This is a genomic window from Enterococcus rotai, assembly GCF_001465345.1.
GTDB lineage: Bacteria > Bacillota > Bacilli > Lactobacillales > Enterococcaceae > Enterococcus_L > Enterococcus_L rotai.
The window spans coordinates 3,693,253-3,711,848 of the sequence record NZ_CP013655.1 but is presented as its reverse complement, the minus strand read 5'-3'; the positions used below and the strand labels follow the sequence as shown (position 1 = coordinate 3,711,848).

The 18,596-nt window shown below is 34.4% G+C and carries 11 protein-coding genes; 8 read left to right on the top strand and 3 right to left on the bottom strand.

Annotation, left to right across the window (positions count from 1 at the left end; genetic code table 11):
• Positions 1-134 precede the first annotated feature (134 nt).
• The 3 genes from ATZ35_RS16565 to trhO all read left to right on the top strand — a co-directional run bounded on the left by ATZ35_RS16565 (position 135) and on the right by trhO (position 5,890).
• The gene (locus tag ATZ35_RS16565; RefSeq protein ID WP_208928208.1) at positions 135-4,031 is read left to right on the top strand and encodes a YobI family P-loop NTPase; all 3,897 of its coding nucleotides are present in this window, start codon (positions 135-137) and stop codon (positions 4,029-4,031) included.
• A gap of 226 nt (positions 4,032-4,257) precedes the next feature.
• Entirely contained in the window at positions 4,258-4,629 is a 372-nt protein-coding gene (locus ATZ35_RS16560) for a VOC family protein (protein WP_208928207.1), read from the top strand.
• Between the two features lie 319 nt (positions 4,630-4,948).
• Positions 4,949-5,890 carry an oxygen-dependent tRNA uridine(34) hydroxylase TrhO gene (trhO, locus tag ATZ35_RS16555; RefSeq protein WP_208928206.1) on the top strand — a complete coding sequence of 314 codons (942 nt, stop codon included), beginning with the start codon at positions 4,949-4,951 and terminating at the stop codon, positions 5,888-5,890.
• Positions 5,891-5,945: 55 nt separating this feature from the next.
• Here the strand turns inward: trhO and ATZ35_RS16550 are convergent, their stop codons facing one another.
• From ATZ35_RS16550 to ATZ35_RS16540, 3 genes are all read right to left on the bottom strand, one after another.
• A complete protein-coding gene (locus ATZ35_RS16550) occupies positions 5,946-7,049 on the bottom strand; it encodes an SLC13 family permease (RefSeq protein ID WP_208928205.1) in 1,104 nt (367 codons plus the stop codon).
• A 131-nt stretch (positions 7,050-7,180) separates the two neighbouring features.
• Entirely contained in the window at positions 7,181-7,918 is a 738-nt protein-coding gene (locus ATZ35_RS16545) for an amino acid ABC transporter ATP-binding protein (RefSeq protein ID WP_010760672.1), read from the bottom strand.
• Between the two features lies 1 nt (position 7,919).
• Positions 7,920-10,073 carry an amino acid ABC transporter substrate-binding protein/permease gene (locus tag ATZ35_RS16540; RefSeq protein ID WP_208928204.1) on the bottom strand — a complete coding sequence of 718 codons (2,154 nt, stop codon included), beginning with the start codon at positions 10,071-10,073 and terminating at the stop codon, positions 7,920-7,922.
• 403 nt (positions 10,074-10,476) lie between these two features.
• Here ATZ35_RS16540 and uvrB point away from each other — a divergent pair, with 403 nt between their 5' ends.
• The 5 genes from uvrB (at position 10,477) to ATZ35_RS16515 (ending at position 18,586) form a co-directional block, all read left to right on the top strand.
• Positions 10,477-12,471 carry an excinuclease ABC subunit UvrB gene (gene uvrB, locus ATZ35_RS16535; protein ID WP_208928203.1) on the top strand — a complete coding sequence of 665 codons (1,995 nt, stop codon included), beginning with the start codon at positions 10,477-10,479 and terminating at the stop codon, positions 12,469-12,471.
• 396 nt (positions 12,472-12,867) lie between these two features.
• Complete coding sequence (uvrA, locus tag ATZ35_RS16530) at positions 12,868-15,684, top strand: excinuclease ABC subunit UvrA (protein WP_208928202.1); 2,817 nt, start codon at positions 12,868-12,870, stop codon at positions 15,682-15,684.
• 442 nt (positions 15,685-16,126) lie between these two features.
• Entirely contained in the window at positions 16,127-16,333 is a 207-nt protein-coding gene (locus ATZ35_RS16525) for a hypothetical protein (protein ID WP_086278899.1), read from the top strand.
• A gap of 373 nt (positions 16,334-16,706) precedes the next feature.
• Positions 16,707-17,591, top strand: coding sequence for an RNase adapter RapZ (gene rapZ / locus ATZ35_RS16520; RefSeq protein ID WP_208928201.1), 885 nt, complete (start codon positions 16,707-16,709; stop codon positions 17,589-17,591).
• Positions 17,588-18,586, top strand: a complete 999-nt coding sequence (locus ATZ35_RS16515; protein ID WP_208928200.1) for a gluconeogenesis factor YvcK family protein — start codon at positions 17,588-17,590, stop codon at positions 18,584-18,586. The genes rapZ and ATZ35_RS16515 overlap by 4 nt, the downstream gene beginning before the upstream one ends.
• Positions 18,587-18,596: the final 10 nt, after the last annotated feature.

Below are 18,596 nucleotides of genomic sequence, written 5' to 3'. Positions count from 1 at the left end.
TCCATATACATTATTTTGTTGATATATGTATATAGTACAGGAGGTTTTTATAAATATATTATACTAATTACTAATGAATATACATGTTATAATATGTATAAAAGGATTGACTGCAAGGAGATGTTAAGAAAACCATGGAAAATAATCAAAAACTCTTAAAAAACGATGGTCTAATGAAAGAAGTGGAAGAAAGTATCGAAGATATTGAGCCTGAATTTAATCCTAATTTTCAAAAGTTAACTCCTGAAAAAAGCATAAGCGATGAAGCCCTTTCTGGGTACAAAGAAGCACTTGATTATGTATTTACAGATGAAGACATAGATAATATAGCCTTGACAGGGGTTTATGGATCTGGTAAGAGCAGTATCTTGGAAAGTTATAAGCAAAATTCAAAATTAAAATTTCTTCATATTTCATTAGCTCATTTTGATAAAAACGAAAATACTAAGACCCCAGAAGAAATTAGTGACGCTCAAGAAAAGATATTAGAGGGAAAAATTCTCAATCAATTGCTTCATCAGATAGATTCTAAAGAGATTCCCCAGACAATATTTCGAACTAAGAAGAAAGTAAAAAGACAATCCATATTTCTTATTACTAGTTTGTTTTTATTATCCGTACTGTCAATATTATATCTTCTCAATGCAACTCCTTGGGTAAGCTATTTAAAGATTTTTTTCTTAGACTTTTATAAGTTACAATCAATTTTTCCAGTCCCGAGTAAAAACACCATGGATAAATTAGCTATTATGATAATTTTATTATCTTCCTTTTATTTGATATATAAACTAATTGTTACTCAGCTAAACAGAAGGATATTTAAAGGATTCTCTTTTAAAAGTAGTGGTATTGAAAGTGATATAGAAATATTTGCAGAAACAGATGCTTCTTACTTTGACAAATTTCTTGATGATGTTTTATACTTGTTTGTGCAATCCAAAGCGGATGTCATAGTATTGGAAGATATTGATAGATTTGAAGTTGATGGGATCTTTGAGAAGCTAAAGGAAATTAATACACTAGTTAATAATAAGCTAGAATCTGAAAAAAATTGGTTTAAATCTAAGAAAAGAAATAAAATAAGATTTCTATATCTTTTAAAAGATGATCTCTTTTTATCAAAAGATAGAACTAAATTTTTTGATTTTATTATCCCAATTGTACCCGTTATAACAAGTACAAATTCCTATGAAAAATTGAAGGAATTATTAGATGCAAGTTCAATTTATAAAAAATTTGATCGGAATTTTTTACAAAAAATTTCTCTTTATATAGATGATATGAGATTAATGAAGAATATCTATAATGAATTTCTAATTTATTCCAGAAGAATTAATATCAAAAAATTAAACTTAAACAATAATGAACTATTAGCACTTCTTACTTATAAAAATATTTTTCCTAAAGACTTTTCTGATTTATTATTTAACAGAGGTTTTGTATATAACCTGTTTGAAGAGAAAAAAAATTATATTCTAACTCGTGAGGTAGATATAAAAGAAGACATTGAGATTTTACAAAAACGTCTCAGTAATGCCGATAACGAGCTCGCTTCTTCAATAGACGAGCTTATGTCTTTCTATATGCCATATACTTTACGAATTGGCATTGATAAGCGTCTAGAGCATTTTTCTAATGGTGGAAAATTTATTTCTGCAATGAGAGATACACAAGAAACAATTCAATATATGTCTGATAATTACAATTGGTCTAGTATTACTTTTGAGACGATTAAGAATAAAATTGAAGAGAAGCCTGATTTTATTAAACGAAAAGAATTACTTTTAGATAGACATGCAAAAACAAGTATTCAAGAGGAATTAGATAATCTAAGTATAGAACTAAAATCATTAAAAAACTGTAAAATTAAGGATATTATTTCAAAAGATGAAATTGTTAAATTAGCAAAAGATTCTTATAAAACTATAGAAAAAAATGAATATTTTGAATTAATAGTCTTTTTAATTCGCAATGGTTATATTAATGAAGGCTACTCAGATTACATTACTTATTTTTATGATAACAGTTTGAGAATAAATGATAAAAACTTCCTAAGAAGTATTTCTGATGAAAAAGCATTAGATTGGAGCTTTTCTTTAACAAAACAGGAAGATGTGAAAGCCGAAGTCTTAGATAGGATGGATGTTTCTGACTTTTCAAGAACGGAGTCTTTAAATTTTGATTTACTAGAGTATATGCTTTTAACAAAATTTAATCCTCATATAACTAATTACCTAGATATATATTTTCAGATGATTAAGAATCATGGGAAAATTCAGTTTATCATAGAGTCATTTTTACACTACGAAATAGATACCCAGAATGAGCTTATCTTATCAATATTGAAATATGACAATAGTTTGTTTGCAGATGTTTTTTCTATTAACTACTTCTCGGATGATCAGTTGAGCAAATTTTCAATGGCACTATTGACATTTTTAGATAGTAGTCAGTTTAAAACCAGTAACTTAGCCACCAATGCATTACTGAGAGAATTTATTAGTACGTCAACTAATTTCTTGACTGAGCCTATAGACGCTAACGGATATCTCATTGAAAATATAACAACCCTCTCTCCCTGTTTTAAAGTGGTAAGTTTCTCAGAAATAAATGAGAACATAGCGGATGTAATATTTAAAAATAATTTATACGAAATCAATTTCGATAACTTATCTAATGCACTAGGCCATTTTTTCAATATAACCGATGATTCGCAAATTAGACATAAAAATTACGCAACCATCCATAATATAGATGATAACTCAATTCTAAACTATATTGAAAGTGCAGATGAAATAGATAACTATGTAAATAAGTATATTAGCTTCTCTAAAGAAAGAATAGATGATGATTTAGAGAGCATTTATAGATTACTGAATAACGAATATTTATCTTTTACAGAAAGCGATAAGTACATTCGCAGTTTAGAAGTAAATGATTTAGAACTAGATAAAATAAATTACAAAGAAAACTATCCCTCTATAATCAATAATAGGAAAGCCAGAGCGAATGAAACAAATATCATGAATTATTTCTCTAGCCAAAAAAATGAGTGGTCAGATGAATTAATAGAATTTATAAAAGATGAAAATACTGACTATTCTTTTGATAAAGTAAAAGCCAATGAACTTATTAAAAGTGGAAAGACTAAAAGCTTCTTCGGAAAAACTGCGCAGAACAATAATATACCCAATGAATTATATAGAGACATTATAAAGAAAGTTAGCAGACACTTCGTTGCTTTTGAATATGAAAACATATCTGCAGAAAAAATTGAAATACTAATAGAATGCAATAGTATTGCATTGAATGAGACATCATTAGAAACTTTCAGAAACAGTTATCCAGAGTATTTAACAAAATTCATATTGAAAAATATCGACGATTATATTGATCTCGTACAAGCTGTAGATCTCACAGAGGAAGAAAATAAAGTGTATTATGAAGAGCTATATACTGTACTATATCAAAGTAAAGATTTATCAATTGAACAACAGAAGGCACTTGTGGAATGTTTCGAGACAGATGAAAAAATTTCTATAAGTAATGACTATTTTAGCAATGAGTTGGTAGCATATATATTGTCCAATCGTTTCAATACTAAAGATTTAGAATATATTTGCGAAGTATATGACACTCAACCTAATATAATCAAAACTGAAGTGTACAAACAAGTTAAAATCAATTTAAACTCTATAATTAATCAAAGTATTAATCTATCAAAAAAACTATTAGATACTATACTGAATGATGAAAATATAGAATTAGAGGATAAACAATTATTAATGAGCAGAAATATTAAAAATATTGGCCTCAATAACCTTGTTGAGACCCTTACTAATCTAAGTCTCCCAATATTTGCAACTCTATTTGATAAAAAAGAACCCACTTTCGAGATAAATGAAACAAGTGAAAATATATTAACATATCTTAATAATCAGAATGTGATTTCTAGTTTTAGAGAAGATAATGGAAAATACAAAGCATACAATAGGAGTAGAAAAAAGAAACGCCCTAATTTTATTGATTAACCTAAATAAAATATTACGAAATTCTATCCATCTCATTATGTTCAGCTTTTTCAAATCAAAAAATAAAAGTCTGTAGATTTAATCGCTACAGGCTTTATATGTGGGCAAGATTATTAATTTTTATATTATTGTTCTTTATGATAAGCTATCATAAGCTATGATAAAAAGTATATAATGAAAAAGCATTTAGTTTAAAATGAGAAAAAAATGATGAGGAGCTAAAACCATGTTTACCAATCAAATCAAAATCATGTTATACGTCACAAATGTAGAAGAATCAAGCCAATTCTGGCAAAAAATTGGCTTTGTAGAAAAAGAAAGAGATGCAGTGGACGGTACCCTAGTAGTAGAGATTGCACCAATTGAAACTGCAGAAACAATGATTGTGTTATATGACTTAGCATTTATCCAAAAACATTCACCAGAAGTTGCAGGAAATACACCATCATTGATGTTTTTTGCAGAAGATGTAGTGGAGCTATATAAAAAAATGAAAGATGCTGACGTGCGTGTTGGTGAATTAGTACAATTACCAACTGGTTTAGTCTTCAACTTTGCAGACAATGATGAAAATTATTTTGCAGTATCTGGTCAATAAAGAGTCAATTTAAATGAACTACCCACATTTTTTTTAAGTGCGGGTAGTTTTTCTATTTTCAGTGCGTGTTAATGGTTCATTCCGCTTTTCATGATCTAGCTATATAAACCAGCTCTTCGGAAAAAAGATGAATTCTATTTTTCTGTCAGAGCTAATCGGTTCATTTCGCCTTTCGCTTTATGTTCACTATTCCACAAGCAAATACCTCGCTTTTCGTATTTCTTTTTTTATATACTTAGTACGTATGAATAGAAAATGGGAATTGTACGGTTATTTTGGAGATAGCTAAGCAGTTTCTAGAAAAAAGGAGTAAGATAAAATGGATTACCGCGTATTACTGTATTACAAATATACGACGATCGAAAACCCAGAAGAATTTGCAAAGGAGCATTTAGCTTTTTGTAAATCGTTGAACTTAAAAGGTAGAATTTTAGTAGCGACTGAAGGGATCAATGGGACACTTTCAGGTACGATTGCTGATACAGATGCTTATATGGAAGCAATGTTAGCAGATGAGCGTTTCAAGGATACGTATTTCAAAATCGATGAGGTGCCAGAAAATGCCTTTCATAAAATGTTTGTCCGTCCTAGAAAAGAACTGGTTTCTTTGAGTCTGGAAGAAGATGTGAATCCATTAGAGTTAACAGGGAAATATTTGGAGCCTACTGAATTTAAAGAAGCACTTCTAGATGAAGATACAGTAGTGATTGATGCTCGAAATGATTATGAGTATGATCTAGGTCACTTTAGAGGGGCTGTTCGTCCTGATATTCGTAACTTTAGAGAATTACCACAATGGATCAGAGACAATAAAGAACAATTTATGGATAAAAAAGTGGTAACATACTGTACTGGCGGTATTCGCTGTGAGAAATTTTCTGGATGGTTGATCAAAGAAGGCTTTGAAGATGTTGCTCAGCTACATGGCGGTATCGCTGTTTATGGGAAAGACCCAGAAACAAGAGGTGAGTTATGGGATGGGAAGATGTACGTCTTTGATGAACGAATCAGTGTTGAAATCAATCATGTTGATAAAAAAATCATCGGAAAAGATTGGTTTGATGGCACGCCTTGCGAACGTTATATTAATTGTGCTAATCCATTCTGTAATAAACAAATTTTAGCCTCAGAAGAAAATGAAGCAAAATACCTTGGCAGCTGTTCAGATGAGTGTCGTCATCATCCAGCAAATCGTTATGTGATGAGAAATGAACTTTCTGAACAAGATGTAAAAGCTAGACTTGAAGCGATTGCGAATTAATTACTAAAACAAAAAATTCGACACAAAGCGATTGATCGTTGTGTGTCGAATTTTTTTATAGTATAAAAGCAAAAAATAAGAGAAAGAAAAGTAAAAATACTAGATTCACAGCAGTGAACTGCCAAAGAAATGTTTTTGATTGGGTAGGATAATACTCTTTATACAATTTGAATCCGATCAGATTTGCTAAAGAAGCAATAATAGTTCCTAAACCGCCAACATTCACACCCCAAAAAAGTGCTTGAGCTTGGTCTGTAAATGGCGCAATCAAAATGGCTGCGGGAACATTACTAATAATTTGACTGACTAGAATACTGCCAAAAAAAGTCCGAGTACTTGTCGTAAATTGTACCTTTATAAATGAAGAAAGTAATTCTACTTGTGCAAAATTTCCAACAGCAATAAAGAAAAAAATGAACGTCCCTAACAATTTATAGTCAAGTTGTGTAAGCAACTCTTTATCATAAACAGTGAGGATTATCACAGCAATTGGAATGACAATATAATAAGGCAGAGCATTAAAAATGCCTAAAAGAATCAACCCTCCAATCATACTTAAGAAAACTGTTTTCTTCTTGTTGATTGTTGGAATCAAAGTATGCTGTGTGGGAATCACGCTTTTCTTTATAAACAGAAAAGAAATCAATAAAAACAAAGTTGAAGAAAAAAGTAGTACAATAGACCACTTAAAAAAAATCAACGTGGAGAGAGAATAATACGAAAATAAAAAGAGGTTTTGTGGATTCCCAAAGGGGAAAAAACTACTCCCTAAATTTGCCGCAACAATCAGTAAAACGGCCCCAAAAACCTTATTTTCCATTTCTGGAAATTTTTTGATGATCGTTAAGTAAATTGGCATTAATGTAAGTATTGCGACATCATTCGTCAAAATCATAGAACTAATAAAGGATAAGATCACAATATTTCGGATCAAACTGCGGGTATTAGCAGAATAATCGATCATCTTATCAGCAAAATAAGTTAGAATCCCTAGTTTTTCAAAATTTTTAACCAAAAGCATCAAACCCAATAAACAAAAAATAACTTTAAAATCAATTGAGTCTAAAGAGAATCGACCAAATGCACAACTGATGAGAGCAACCAGAAGCGAAAGTGAAAATAATAAATCATCGGTAAAAAAAGTGTATAATCGTTTCATTTAGTAACACTCCTTTTTTAGGAAAAGATATTCTGAAGACTGTTCAAATTTACTTTAAAAAGACTAAATTATCAAGTGTAAAGCAAAAAAGAGAGATTGCCCTGCAATAGAAGCATTCTCTCTTTTTTTGTCTAAATATTAAGCACTTTATCCAAGAAATCTTTTGTCCGTTCGTTTTGCGGATTTTCAAAGATTTGTTGCGGCGTGCCATCTTCTAAGAAATTACCGCCATCAATAAACATCACGCGATTTGCAACTTCTTTAGCAAAGCCCATCTCATGTGTTACGATCACCATGGTCATGCCTTGTTTTGCTAATTTTTTCATAACGTTCAGTACATCACCGACCATCTCTGGATCAAGTGCAGATGTTGGTTCATCGAACAACATGATATCAGGATTCATCGCTAAGGCACGAGCAATCGCTACCCGTTGTTTTTGTCCACCAGATAATGATTCAGGATAGCTATCTTTTTTATCCGCTAGACCAACCGTATCTAAAAGCTTTATGGCTTTTTCTTCTGCTTCTTTTTTTGAAAGACGACCTAGGTCAGTCGGGGCTAATGTAATATTTTCCATGATCGATAAGTGAGGGAACAAATTAAAATGTTGAAACACCATACCGATATGTTGACGCACTTTGTTGATATTTGTATTTTTATCCGTTAGATTAGCACCATCGATGATAATATCACCACTAGTTGCTTCTTCAAGTTGATTCAAACAACGAAGAAAGGTACTTTTACCAGAACCAGAAGGACCGATAACACAAACTACATCACCTTCTTGAATGGACACATTGATATCGTTAAGCACGGTATTATCACCGTACTTTTTTACTAAATGTTCTACTAGAATTTTTTCAGCCATATTATTTCACCTTCTTTTCTAAAACTTTAGCTAATTTCGTCAAGGCTGTGATCAAGATCAAATACATCATGGCAATTACGAAGTAGACCATGGTACTTTGTAAGTTTCTAGCAACGATGATTTTACCTGTTTGCAACAACTCGATCAAACCAATTGCAGAAAGGATCGTTGTATCTTTTAATGAGATAACAAATTGATTGACGAAAGAAGGAATCATGATTTTGATAGCTTGTGGTAAAATGATTTTTTGCATCGTACGATTGTATGACAGACCTAAACTACGTGATGCTTCCATTTGACCGACTGGTACTGCATTGATCCCGCCACGGACAATTTCAGAGATATAGGCACTTGCGTTTAAGGTCAGTGTAATGATTCCGGCAAGAAATACTGGAATATTGAAACCTAGGATTCCTGGTAAACCAAAGTAGATAAAGAATGCTAATACCATTAAGGGAATCCCACGAATAATATCAACATAAATCGTCGAAATCACGCGTAAAGTTTTTGATGGTGAGGCACTGAATAATCCAAAAAGTACTCCCACGATCAGGGCTAAAATAAATGAAATCAAGGTTAATTGAATCGTCATCCATAATCCGTTTAATAATCGTTTCCAGTTATTTTGAATCATGCCGACGAATGTTGATTCATCCACTTTATTTTCAGTAGAGCCGTCTTTTACGTATTTTCCGATGATTTCATCATATTCACCAGTTCGTTTTAATTCTGCTAAACCTTCATTAAACATTTGAATCAGTTCAGGATTTTTACCTTTTTTAACAGCAAATCCATATTTTCCACCTTCTTCACGTGGAATTGGCGTTGTTAATGGTTGTTTTTGAGCCACACCATAACCAATGACAGGATAGTCATCCATCATAGCATCGATCTCATTGATTTCAAGTGCACTGTATAATGCGTCTGTCGTATCTAGATATTTGATCGAATAACCATACTTATCTTTGTTCGTTTCAAGGAAATCAGCACTTTCAGTTCCGATTTTAGCGCCGACTTTTTTATCTTTTAAATCCTCGTAAGAATGGATTTTGTCATTGCCTTTTTTTACAGCAATTTGAATTCCACTATTGAAGTAAGGAGTAGAAAAGTCAAAGGATTTTTCACGTTCATCTGTGATCGTCATGCCGGCGATCATTGCATCGGCTTGACCAGACTCGACGGCTTGAACAGCTGAGCTGAAACCAATAAATTTAAACTCAATAGTAAAATCTTGTAGTTCTGCGATTCGATTGACTAAATCAACATCGATTCCTTCATATTTGCCATCAGAATTTTGAAATTCAAATGGAGCGAAAGTCGAATCGCTAGCGACTACATAAGTGTCTTTTTTTGGTTGGATTTTTTTCATTTTAGATTCTGAGTCGCTTTCAGTTCCAGTAGAAATATACTTACTTACGATCTCATCATATTTGCCTGAACTTTTTAGTTTTTTTAAACCAGCATTGAATTTTTCAATCAATTCTTTTTTTTCGCCCTTTTTCACAGCGAAACCGTAAGAACTACCAGTTTCTTTTTCACCGACTAACTGTAATTTTTGACCATTTGTTATGGCATATCCTAAAACCGGATAATCATCAAAGATAGCATCGGCTTCACCATTTTCAAGAGCTTGATAAAGACCTGTAGCATCATCAAAATTTTTGATTGTATAGTCATATTTTTCTTGATTCTTTTCCAAGAAAGTGGCGCTTTCCGTCCCTACTTTTGCGGCTACAGTTTTTCCTTTTAAGTCTTCATAGCCTTTGATTTTATCATTGCCTTTTTTGACGGCCATTTGTAAGCCACTATCAAAATAAGGTTCTGAAAAGTCGAATGATTTTTTACGTTCATCTGTAATACTCATACCTGCGATCATGCCATCGACTTGTTTTGATTGGACAGCTTGAATGGCACTATCAAAGCCCAAAGGTTTCAAATTCACTTCAAAATTCTGATCCTCAGCGATCGCATGAAGTAAATCAACATCGATTCCTACATATTCTCCTTTAGAATCTTGAAATTCAAATGGGGCAAATGTCAAATCTGTTCCTATATTATATGTTTTTTCCTCAGCCTGAGCATTCTGCCCAAGGGTAAATGTCAGTAGACTTGCCATCATTACAATGAATGAAAGTAAAAAGTGTTTCCTTTTCATAAAATACCTCCTATATTTGCATATTGGATAATTATATAGTAAGAAAAGGCAAAAACACAAGTCATTCACCATGATAAAGTCAAAAAAAAATCATTTCCTTACATCACATGTTACGTAATATAACATATCCGAGATGAGTTAAAAATCTTAACGGCTATTTTTGGGTGGCAGAAGGATGCAAACAAAAGATTAAATAAAATGTAAATCAGCAAAGAATGCGTATACGCAATCCGTTCTAAAACTAGCGAAAATATGTTCGGTATGTTAAAATAATTTCAGAAGTTTCTTTTCAATTTTAAGGTGATCATTCAAAAAAATAGAATATATTTTGGTGTAACACATGATCGTTTTCATTTTGATTGAATTGAATTTACAATTATTATAGGCAAGAGGAGGATGTTGAATGATAGAAAGAGAGACCTCCAATACATTTGACTTAGTATCAAAATATAAGCCAGATGGAGATCAACCAGAAGCAATCAAAAGGTTAGTAGAAGGTATCGAAGGCGGAGAGAAAGCACAGATTTTGTTAGGTGCTACGGGAACCGGTAAAACATTTACGATGTCTAATGTCATTACGGAAGTAAACAAACCGACATTAGTTATTGCTCATAATAAGACATTAGCTGGACAGCTTTATGGAGAGTTCAAAGAATTCTTTCCAAATAACGCGGTCGAGTATTTTGTTAGTTATTATGACTACTATCAACCAGAAGCTTATGTTCCTTCAAGTGATACATATATTGAAAAAGATGCTAGTATCAATGACGAAATCGATAAATTGCGACATTCGGCAACTAGTTCATTATTAGAACGAAACGATGTGATCGTAGTGGCATCTGTCTCATGTATTTTTGGTTTAGGTGATCCCAAAGAGTATAGTGAGCAAGTTGTTTCGATTCGTGTAGGCATGGAGATGGATCGTAGTCAGCTGTTGACTGATTTAGTAAATATTCAATTTGAGCGAAACGATATAGATTTTCAACGTGGGCGCTTTCGTGTTCGTGGCGATGTTGTTGAAATTTTCCCAGCATCACGAGATGATCATGCGTTACGAGTTGAATTTTTTGGCGATGAAATTGAGCGGATTCGAGAAGTTGATGCATTGACTGGTGAAGTGATCGGTGAGACAGAACATGTCGCAATCTTTCCAGCAACGCACTTTGTGACCAATGAAGATCATATGGAACATGCTATTTCGCAAATCCAAGAAGAGCTGGACGCTCGTCTAACTGTTTTACGTAATGAAAATAAATTATTAGAAGCACAACGTTTGGAGCAGAGAACAAATTACGATATCGAAATGATGCGAGAAATGGGCTATACATCTGGTATCGAAAATTATTCTCGTCATATGGATGGCCGATCAGAAGGCGAACCGCCGTATACATTGATTGACTTTTTCCCAGATGACTTTTTACTTGTGATCGATGAGTCACACGTGTCGATGCCGCAAATTCGTGGTATGTATAATGGTGACCGTGCTAGAAAACAAATGCTGGTAGATTATGGTTTCCGTTTACCTAGTGCTTTGGATAATCGCCCGTTACGGTTAGAAGAATTTGAAAAACATGTGCATCAAGTGGTGTACGTTTCTGCAACACCTGGACCATACGAGTATGAACAAACAGATACTGTTATTCCTCAGATCATTCGTCCGACAGGCTTATTAGATCCATTGATCGAAGTTCGTCCGATCATGGGACAAATCGATGATTTAGTAGGCGAGATCCATGAACGAGTTGAGAAGGATCAACGTGTATTCATCACCACTTTAACGAAAAAAATGTCTGAAGACTTAACCGATTATCTTAAAGAGTTGGGGATCAAAGTCAAATACCTGCATAGTGACATTAAGACCTTAGAACGAACAGAAATCATTCGAGATTTACGTTTAGGTGAATTTGATGTCTTGATCGGGATCAACTTGCTCCGTGAAGGGTTAGATGTACCTGAAGTATCATTGATTGCGATTTTAGATGCTGATAAGGAAGGTTTCTTGAGAAGTGAGCGTTCACTGATCCAAACCATTGGTCGTGCCGCTCGTAATTCAGATGGTCGCGTTATTATGTATGCTGATAAAATCACTGATTCGATGCAAAAAGCGATGGATGAAACAGCACGACGCCGTTCGATCCAAGAAAAATATAACGAAGAACATGGTATTACACCGAAAACAATCATTAAAGAAATCCGTGAGTTGATTTCAATCTCTAAAACAAATGAAAAAGGTGAACCAATCAAGATCGATAAATCTTATCATGAATTGAGTCGTCAAGAAAAAGCCGATTTATTAATGAAGCTAGAAAAAGAAATGCGCGATGCAGCTAAAGCATTGGACTTTGAAACCGCGGCGACTTTAAGAGATACGATTTTGGAGTTGAAAGCAGCAGAGTAAGGCGGATGGGCTAAAGGGAAATAATAAGGATCAATGTCTTAGTAACAGAAGGAAGCAACGTTCCTTGCAGTCACCTTGTACCAAGTCTTTTCGTGCGACGAGTAATCGCAGGAGCATTCAACATCAACTCATTTCTTCGTTGTGTTTCTTGGCATGTTTCACAGCAAAGGAGAGCCGTTACTCTTGCGAATTTATTCGTTAAGAGGTAAGGGACATCAGGTAAAGGGAATAGAAGATACTAAGGATCAACGTTCCCTGCGGTCACCTTGTACTGTTCAACATCAGTTCAGAAAAACATTATCACTGTGTTTCACAGCAAAGGAGAGCCGTTACTCTTGCGAATTTATTCGCTAAGAAGTAAGGGGCATCGGACCAATAAGTATAAGGAGAGTAGTAATGGCAAATGATAAAATCGTCATTCATGGCGCACGTGCACATAATTTAAAAGATATAGATGTTACGATTCCTCGTGACAAAATGGTTGTAGTAACTGGGCTTTCTGGTTCTGGGAAAAGTTCACTAGCTTTTGATACGCTATACGCAGAAGGGCAACGCCGTTATGTGGAAAGTCTTTCAGCTTACGCAAGACAATTTTTGGGTCAGATGGATAAACCTGATGTAGACAGTATTGATGGGTTGAGTCCAGCGATTTCGATCGATCAAAAAACGACAAGTAAAAACCCACGCTCAACAGTAGGAACCGTAACCGAGATCAATGATTACTTAAGATTGTTGTTTGCTCGAGTAGGGCATCCAATTTGCCCAAATGATGGTACTGAAATCACGAGTCAATCTGTTGAACAGATGGTAGACAAAGTCTTAGAACTGCCGGAAAAAACGAAGCTCCAAGTACTAGCACCTGTGATCGTGAAGAAAAAAGGGCAACACAAAAAAGTATTTGAAATGATTCAACGAGAAGGCTATGTTCGGATGCGGGTAGATGGGGAAACCTATGATGTAAGCGAAGCACCTGAACTTGAAAAAAATAAAAAGCATGATATTGCGATCGTGATCGATCGTATTGTTGTAAAGGAAGGCATCCGTTCCCGTTTATTTGATTCATTTGAAGCAGCCTTAAGATTGGCAGACGGTTATGCACTAGTTGACGTAATTGGTGGAGAAGAAATGTTGTTCAGCGAACATTATGCTTGTCCATACTGTGGTTTTACAGTAGGTGAATTAGAACCAAGATTGTTTTCTTTTAATGCGCCATTTGGAGCGTGTCCTGATTGTGATGGATTAGGAATAAAATTGGAAGTCGATCGTGATCTAGTCATTCCAGATCCAACTAAAACATTGCGAGAAGGGGCAATTGCACCTTGGAATCCAATCAGTTCTCAATATTATCCGCAAATGTTGGAACAAGCAGCTGACAGTTTCAATATTGACATGGATACACCATTCAACGAACTTCCCGAGGAACATCAAGAAATTATTTTGAATGGTTCGAATGGAGAACCTTTCCACTTTCATTATGAAAATGATTTTGGCGGAGTGCGTGATGTGGAAGTTCCATTTGAGGGTGTCTTAACAAATATCAAACGTCGATACCATGAAACAAATAGTGACTTTACTCGTGATCAAATGCGATTATATATGACTGAATTAACTTGTCAAACATGTAAAGGGTACCGTTTGAATCCCCAAGCTTTATCCGTTAAAATCGATAACACGAATATCGGTCAAGTCAGTGAATTAGCTATTAAAAATGCAGTAAAATTTTTCGAAACAGTGACGTTATCTGAACAAGAACAAATGATTGCCAAACCGATTTTAAAGGAAGTTGAGGATCGTCTGAACTTTTTAAAAAATGTCGGGCTGGATTATTTAACTCTTAGCAGAGCAGCTGGGACATTGTCGGGTGGTGAAGCACAGCGGATTCGTTTAGCGACTCAAATTGGTTCTAATTTGTCGGGTGTTTTATATATTTTAGATGAGCCATCGATTGGACTTCATCAAAGAGATAATGATCGTCTGATCGAATCATTGAAGAAAATGCGTGATCTAGGCAATACCTTGATCGTCGTGGAGCATGATGAAGACACAATGCGAGCGTCTGATTACTTGATCGATGTGGGACCTGGTGCTGGACATTTAGGCGGAGAAATCGTAGCTTCTGGTACGCCGGATGAAGTCGCAAAAAATCCTAATTCTTTAACTGGTCAGTATTTATCTGGGAAAAAAGTAATCCCAGTTCCTAAAGAACGCCGTAAAGGGAACGGTAAAGTAATCAAAGTTACTGGTGCAGCTGAAAATAACTTGAAAAATGTTACAGTAGAATTTCCTTTAGGAGAATTTGTGGCTGTAACTGGCGTTTCAGGGTCTGGGAAAAGTACCTTGGTCAACCAAATTTTGAAAAAAGCTTTAGCTCAAAAAATCAATCGTAATTCGAATAAACCTGGAAAACACAAAAGTATTACTGGATACAAACATATCGAAAAGATCATTGATATCGATCAAAGTCCGATTGGGCGCACGCCTAGAAGTAATCCAGCGACCTATACAAGTGTGTTTGATGACATTCGCGATTTATTCGCAAAGACTAATGAAGCTAAGGTTCGTGGATACAAAAAAGGACGTTTTAGTTTTAACGTGAAGGGCGGTCGTTGTGAAGCATGTCGTGGCGACGGAATTATTAAGATTGAAATGCATTTTTTACCAGATGTCTATGTTCCTTGTGAAGTTTGTCATGGTAAACGTTATAACTCAGAAACACTAGAAGTTCATTATAAAGGAAAGAATATTTCTGATATATTGGATATGACTGTTGAAGATGCAGTGGCATTCTTCCAACATATCCCTAAGATTCATCGTAAATTGAAAACAATTGTAGATGTAGGATTAGGCTATGTTACTTTAGGCCAACCAGCAACTACGCTATCTGGTGGAGAAGCACAGCGAATGAAACTTGCTAGTGAGCTACACAAAAATTCAAATGGTAAAAATTTCTATATATTAGATGAGCCGACAACAGGATTGCATACTGATGATATTGCGAGATTGCTAGTCGTTTTGGAACGATTGGTCGAAGCTGGAAATACGGTTCTTGTAATTGAGCATAATTTAGATGTGATAAAATCGGCTGACCATGTAATTGATTTGGGTCCAGAAGGTGGAGATGGTGGTGGAACGATCGTAGCAACAGGGACGCCAGAAGACATCGCCAAAGTCAAAGCCAGCTACACGGGTAAGTATTTAAAACGAGTTTTATAAATTGGTATACTCCATTTTGAAAGTATTACCGTTGTTTTTAAAGAAAGTATGAAGTTTGGAACAAAATTGTCTATTGGTATTGATTTCTTAAAGTGGTTGCAGTAGAATCACAATCAGATAGATATATTGTTCAACCTAATTGGTATATATCTTTCCTTCTATAAATAATCCGTTCAAAAAAGAAAAGTACAGCCTTCATCACTGAAGGTTGTCTTTTTTTTGAAAAAATAAGGACTATTCTGTAAAAAGTAAATATAAGAGAACTATTTGGTAAATAAAAATGAGAATAAAATGATAAAACGAACGGAAACGCATGTTTTTTAATCACTTTCATTTAAAAAAAGTCAAAAAAAGAAAGAATCTATACGTAAGTTGAATGATAATTTCTTAAAAAACATGATATTCTATAGATATCAAAATAGTATGAAAGGATGATTTTTTCTTGAAAAAAAGAGAAGTAAAAATTGGTGAACATTATGTTTGTCATGAATCAAATTTTTCTTGGTTTTTTGTAGGGGAAGCCATCTCCAAAAAAGAAGAAGATGTGCAAGTCAAAGTGGTTAAATGCCACCCGTCTGATCGTCCAGTCATAAGTTGTGATGAGCCTATTTTAAATTTAGCCTATTTTAATGTCATTGAGAATGCATAGTTAGGTAGAGAGACTTGCTTAAATTATTTTATTCAAACATATATAAACAAAAAACAAGAGAACAAAACATTTGTTTTGTTCTCTTGTTTTTTTACGAATGTTTTTTTATTCATTATATATATATACTAAATATATTGAATCCATTATTATATGGTTATAATATAGCAGAAAAGTGTCTTTGGCTCTAATCGAAGTGATTTAGTAATCCATTAAATACTCATCTGAAGCAATACTACTAGATAATACTGTTCCAATTTTTATTTGCATCGATTCATAAGAAAATCCGAATAAATCAATAGAATCGTTTGAAAAGCTTTCTTTGATACGCCCGGGATGCTATAATTAGTAAAATGTTTCCAAAGGAGCGTTAAAAATGGCTGATAATTTACAATTAGTGATAATCACTGGAATGAGCGGGGCAGGGAAGACTGTAGCCATTCAAAGTTTTGAAGATATGGGGTATTTTTGCATCGATAATATGCCTCCAAGTTTAATCCCTAAGTTTTGGGAATTGATCAAAGAATCTGGAAAAGTAACGAAAATTGCTTTAGTAATTGATTTACGTTCTCGTAACTTTTTTAGAGAAATCCAAGATATGTTAGTTGAATTAGAAAATACTAATTTGATCGACACAACGATCATGTTTTTAGATGCAACAGATGAAGAATTAGTTTCTCGTTATAAAGAAACGCGCCGTGCGCATCCATTAGCAATGGATGGCCTAATCACAGAAGGCATTAGAAAAGAGCGAGCGATTCTTGAAGAGATCAGAGGTGATGCTCAAGTTGTGATCGATACGACTGAACTATCTCCAAGACAATTACGAGAAAGAATCAATGAAGAATTCAAATCAAGAGATACACATGAATTTCGTGTTGAGCTGATTTCATTTGGCTTTAAATATGGGTTGCCGATCGATGCTGATATTGTGATGGATGTGCGTTTTTTACCAAATCCTCATTATATCCCTGAACTAAGACCGCTGACAGGTCAAGATTCATCTGTTTATGATTATGTCATGAGTTTTCCAGAGACAGAAAGTTTTTATACTCGCTTTATCGATTTGTTGAAAAACGTGATGCCTGGTTATGAAAAAGAAGGTAAATCCAGTGTTACAATTGCTATCGGCTGTACGGGTGGCCAACATCGCTCAGTAGCTTTGACGGAACGGGTGGCTAAAGAACTTGAACAGGACTATCATGTAAACATCACACATCGTGATAAAGGCAAGCGGAAAGAGACGGTGAACCGTTCATGAAAATGAAAACATACCGGATTAGAAAACCTAAAATCGTCGTTGTTGGCGGTGGGACGGGTTTGCCAGTTATTTTAAAAAGCTTGCGGAACCAAAGTGCTGATATCACAGCTGTTGTGACTGTTGCTGATGATGGCGGCAGCAGTGGAGCGATTCGTGAGTCAATGAATATGACACCACCAGGAGATTTACGTAATGTGTTGGTTGCATTGTCTGATATGCCTCAGCTTTATGAAGATATTTTTCAATATCGGTTTGATAAATCAGACAATTATTTTGCTAATCACGCAATTGGTAATTTGATTATTGCTGCTGTTTCAGAAATGCGCGGGAGCACCTATGAAGCAATTCAGCTATTATCAAAAATGATGCATGTAGATGGGCATATCTATCCTTCATCAGAAAGACCATTGACTCTTCATGCGGTATTTAAAGATGGTACGACTGCGATCGGTGAATCAAGCATTGCCGTTGATCGTAAAACAATTGATCATGTTTTTGTAACCAATACGAATGATGATGAGCAACCCAAAGCGGCTAGAAAAGTCGTTAAAGCAATTGAGGAAGCGGATATGATCGTGTTGGGACCAGGTAGTATGTTCACAAGTATTTTACCTAATTTGGTGATCAACGAAATCGGAGAGGCGATCATTAACGCGGAAGGCGAAGTCGTCTATATTTGTAATATCATGACTCAAAAAGGTGAAACAGAACATTTTACGGATGCTGATCATGTGTGTGTACTTCATGAACATTTAAATAGTAAATTTGTTGATACTGTTTTAGTCAATACAGAAAACGTTCCTGATGGGTATATGGATCCAGAAGTTTATGATGAGTACTTAGTTCAAGTGGAACATGACTTCCAAAAATTACGAGATGAAGGCTGTCGTGTGATTTCCACGGACTTTTTAAAATTACGAGATGGCGGCGTTTTTCACGATGGGGACAAAGTAGTAGATGAACTATTCCGAATCGTATTTGGCGCAAGATATTAAGGACTTATCA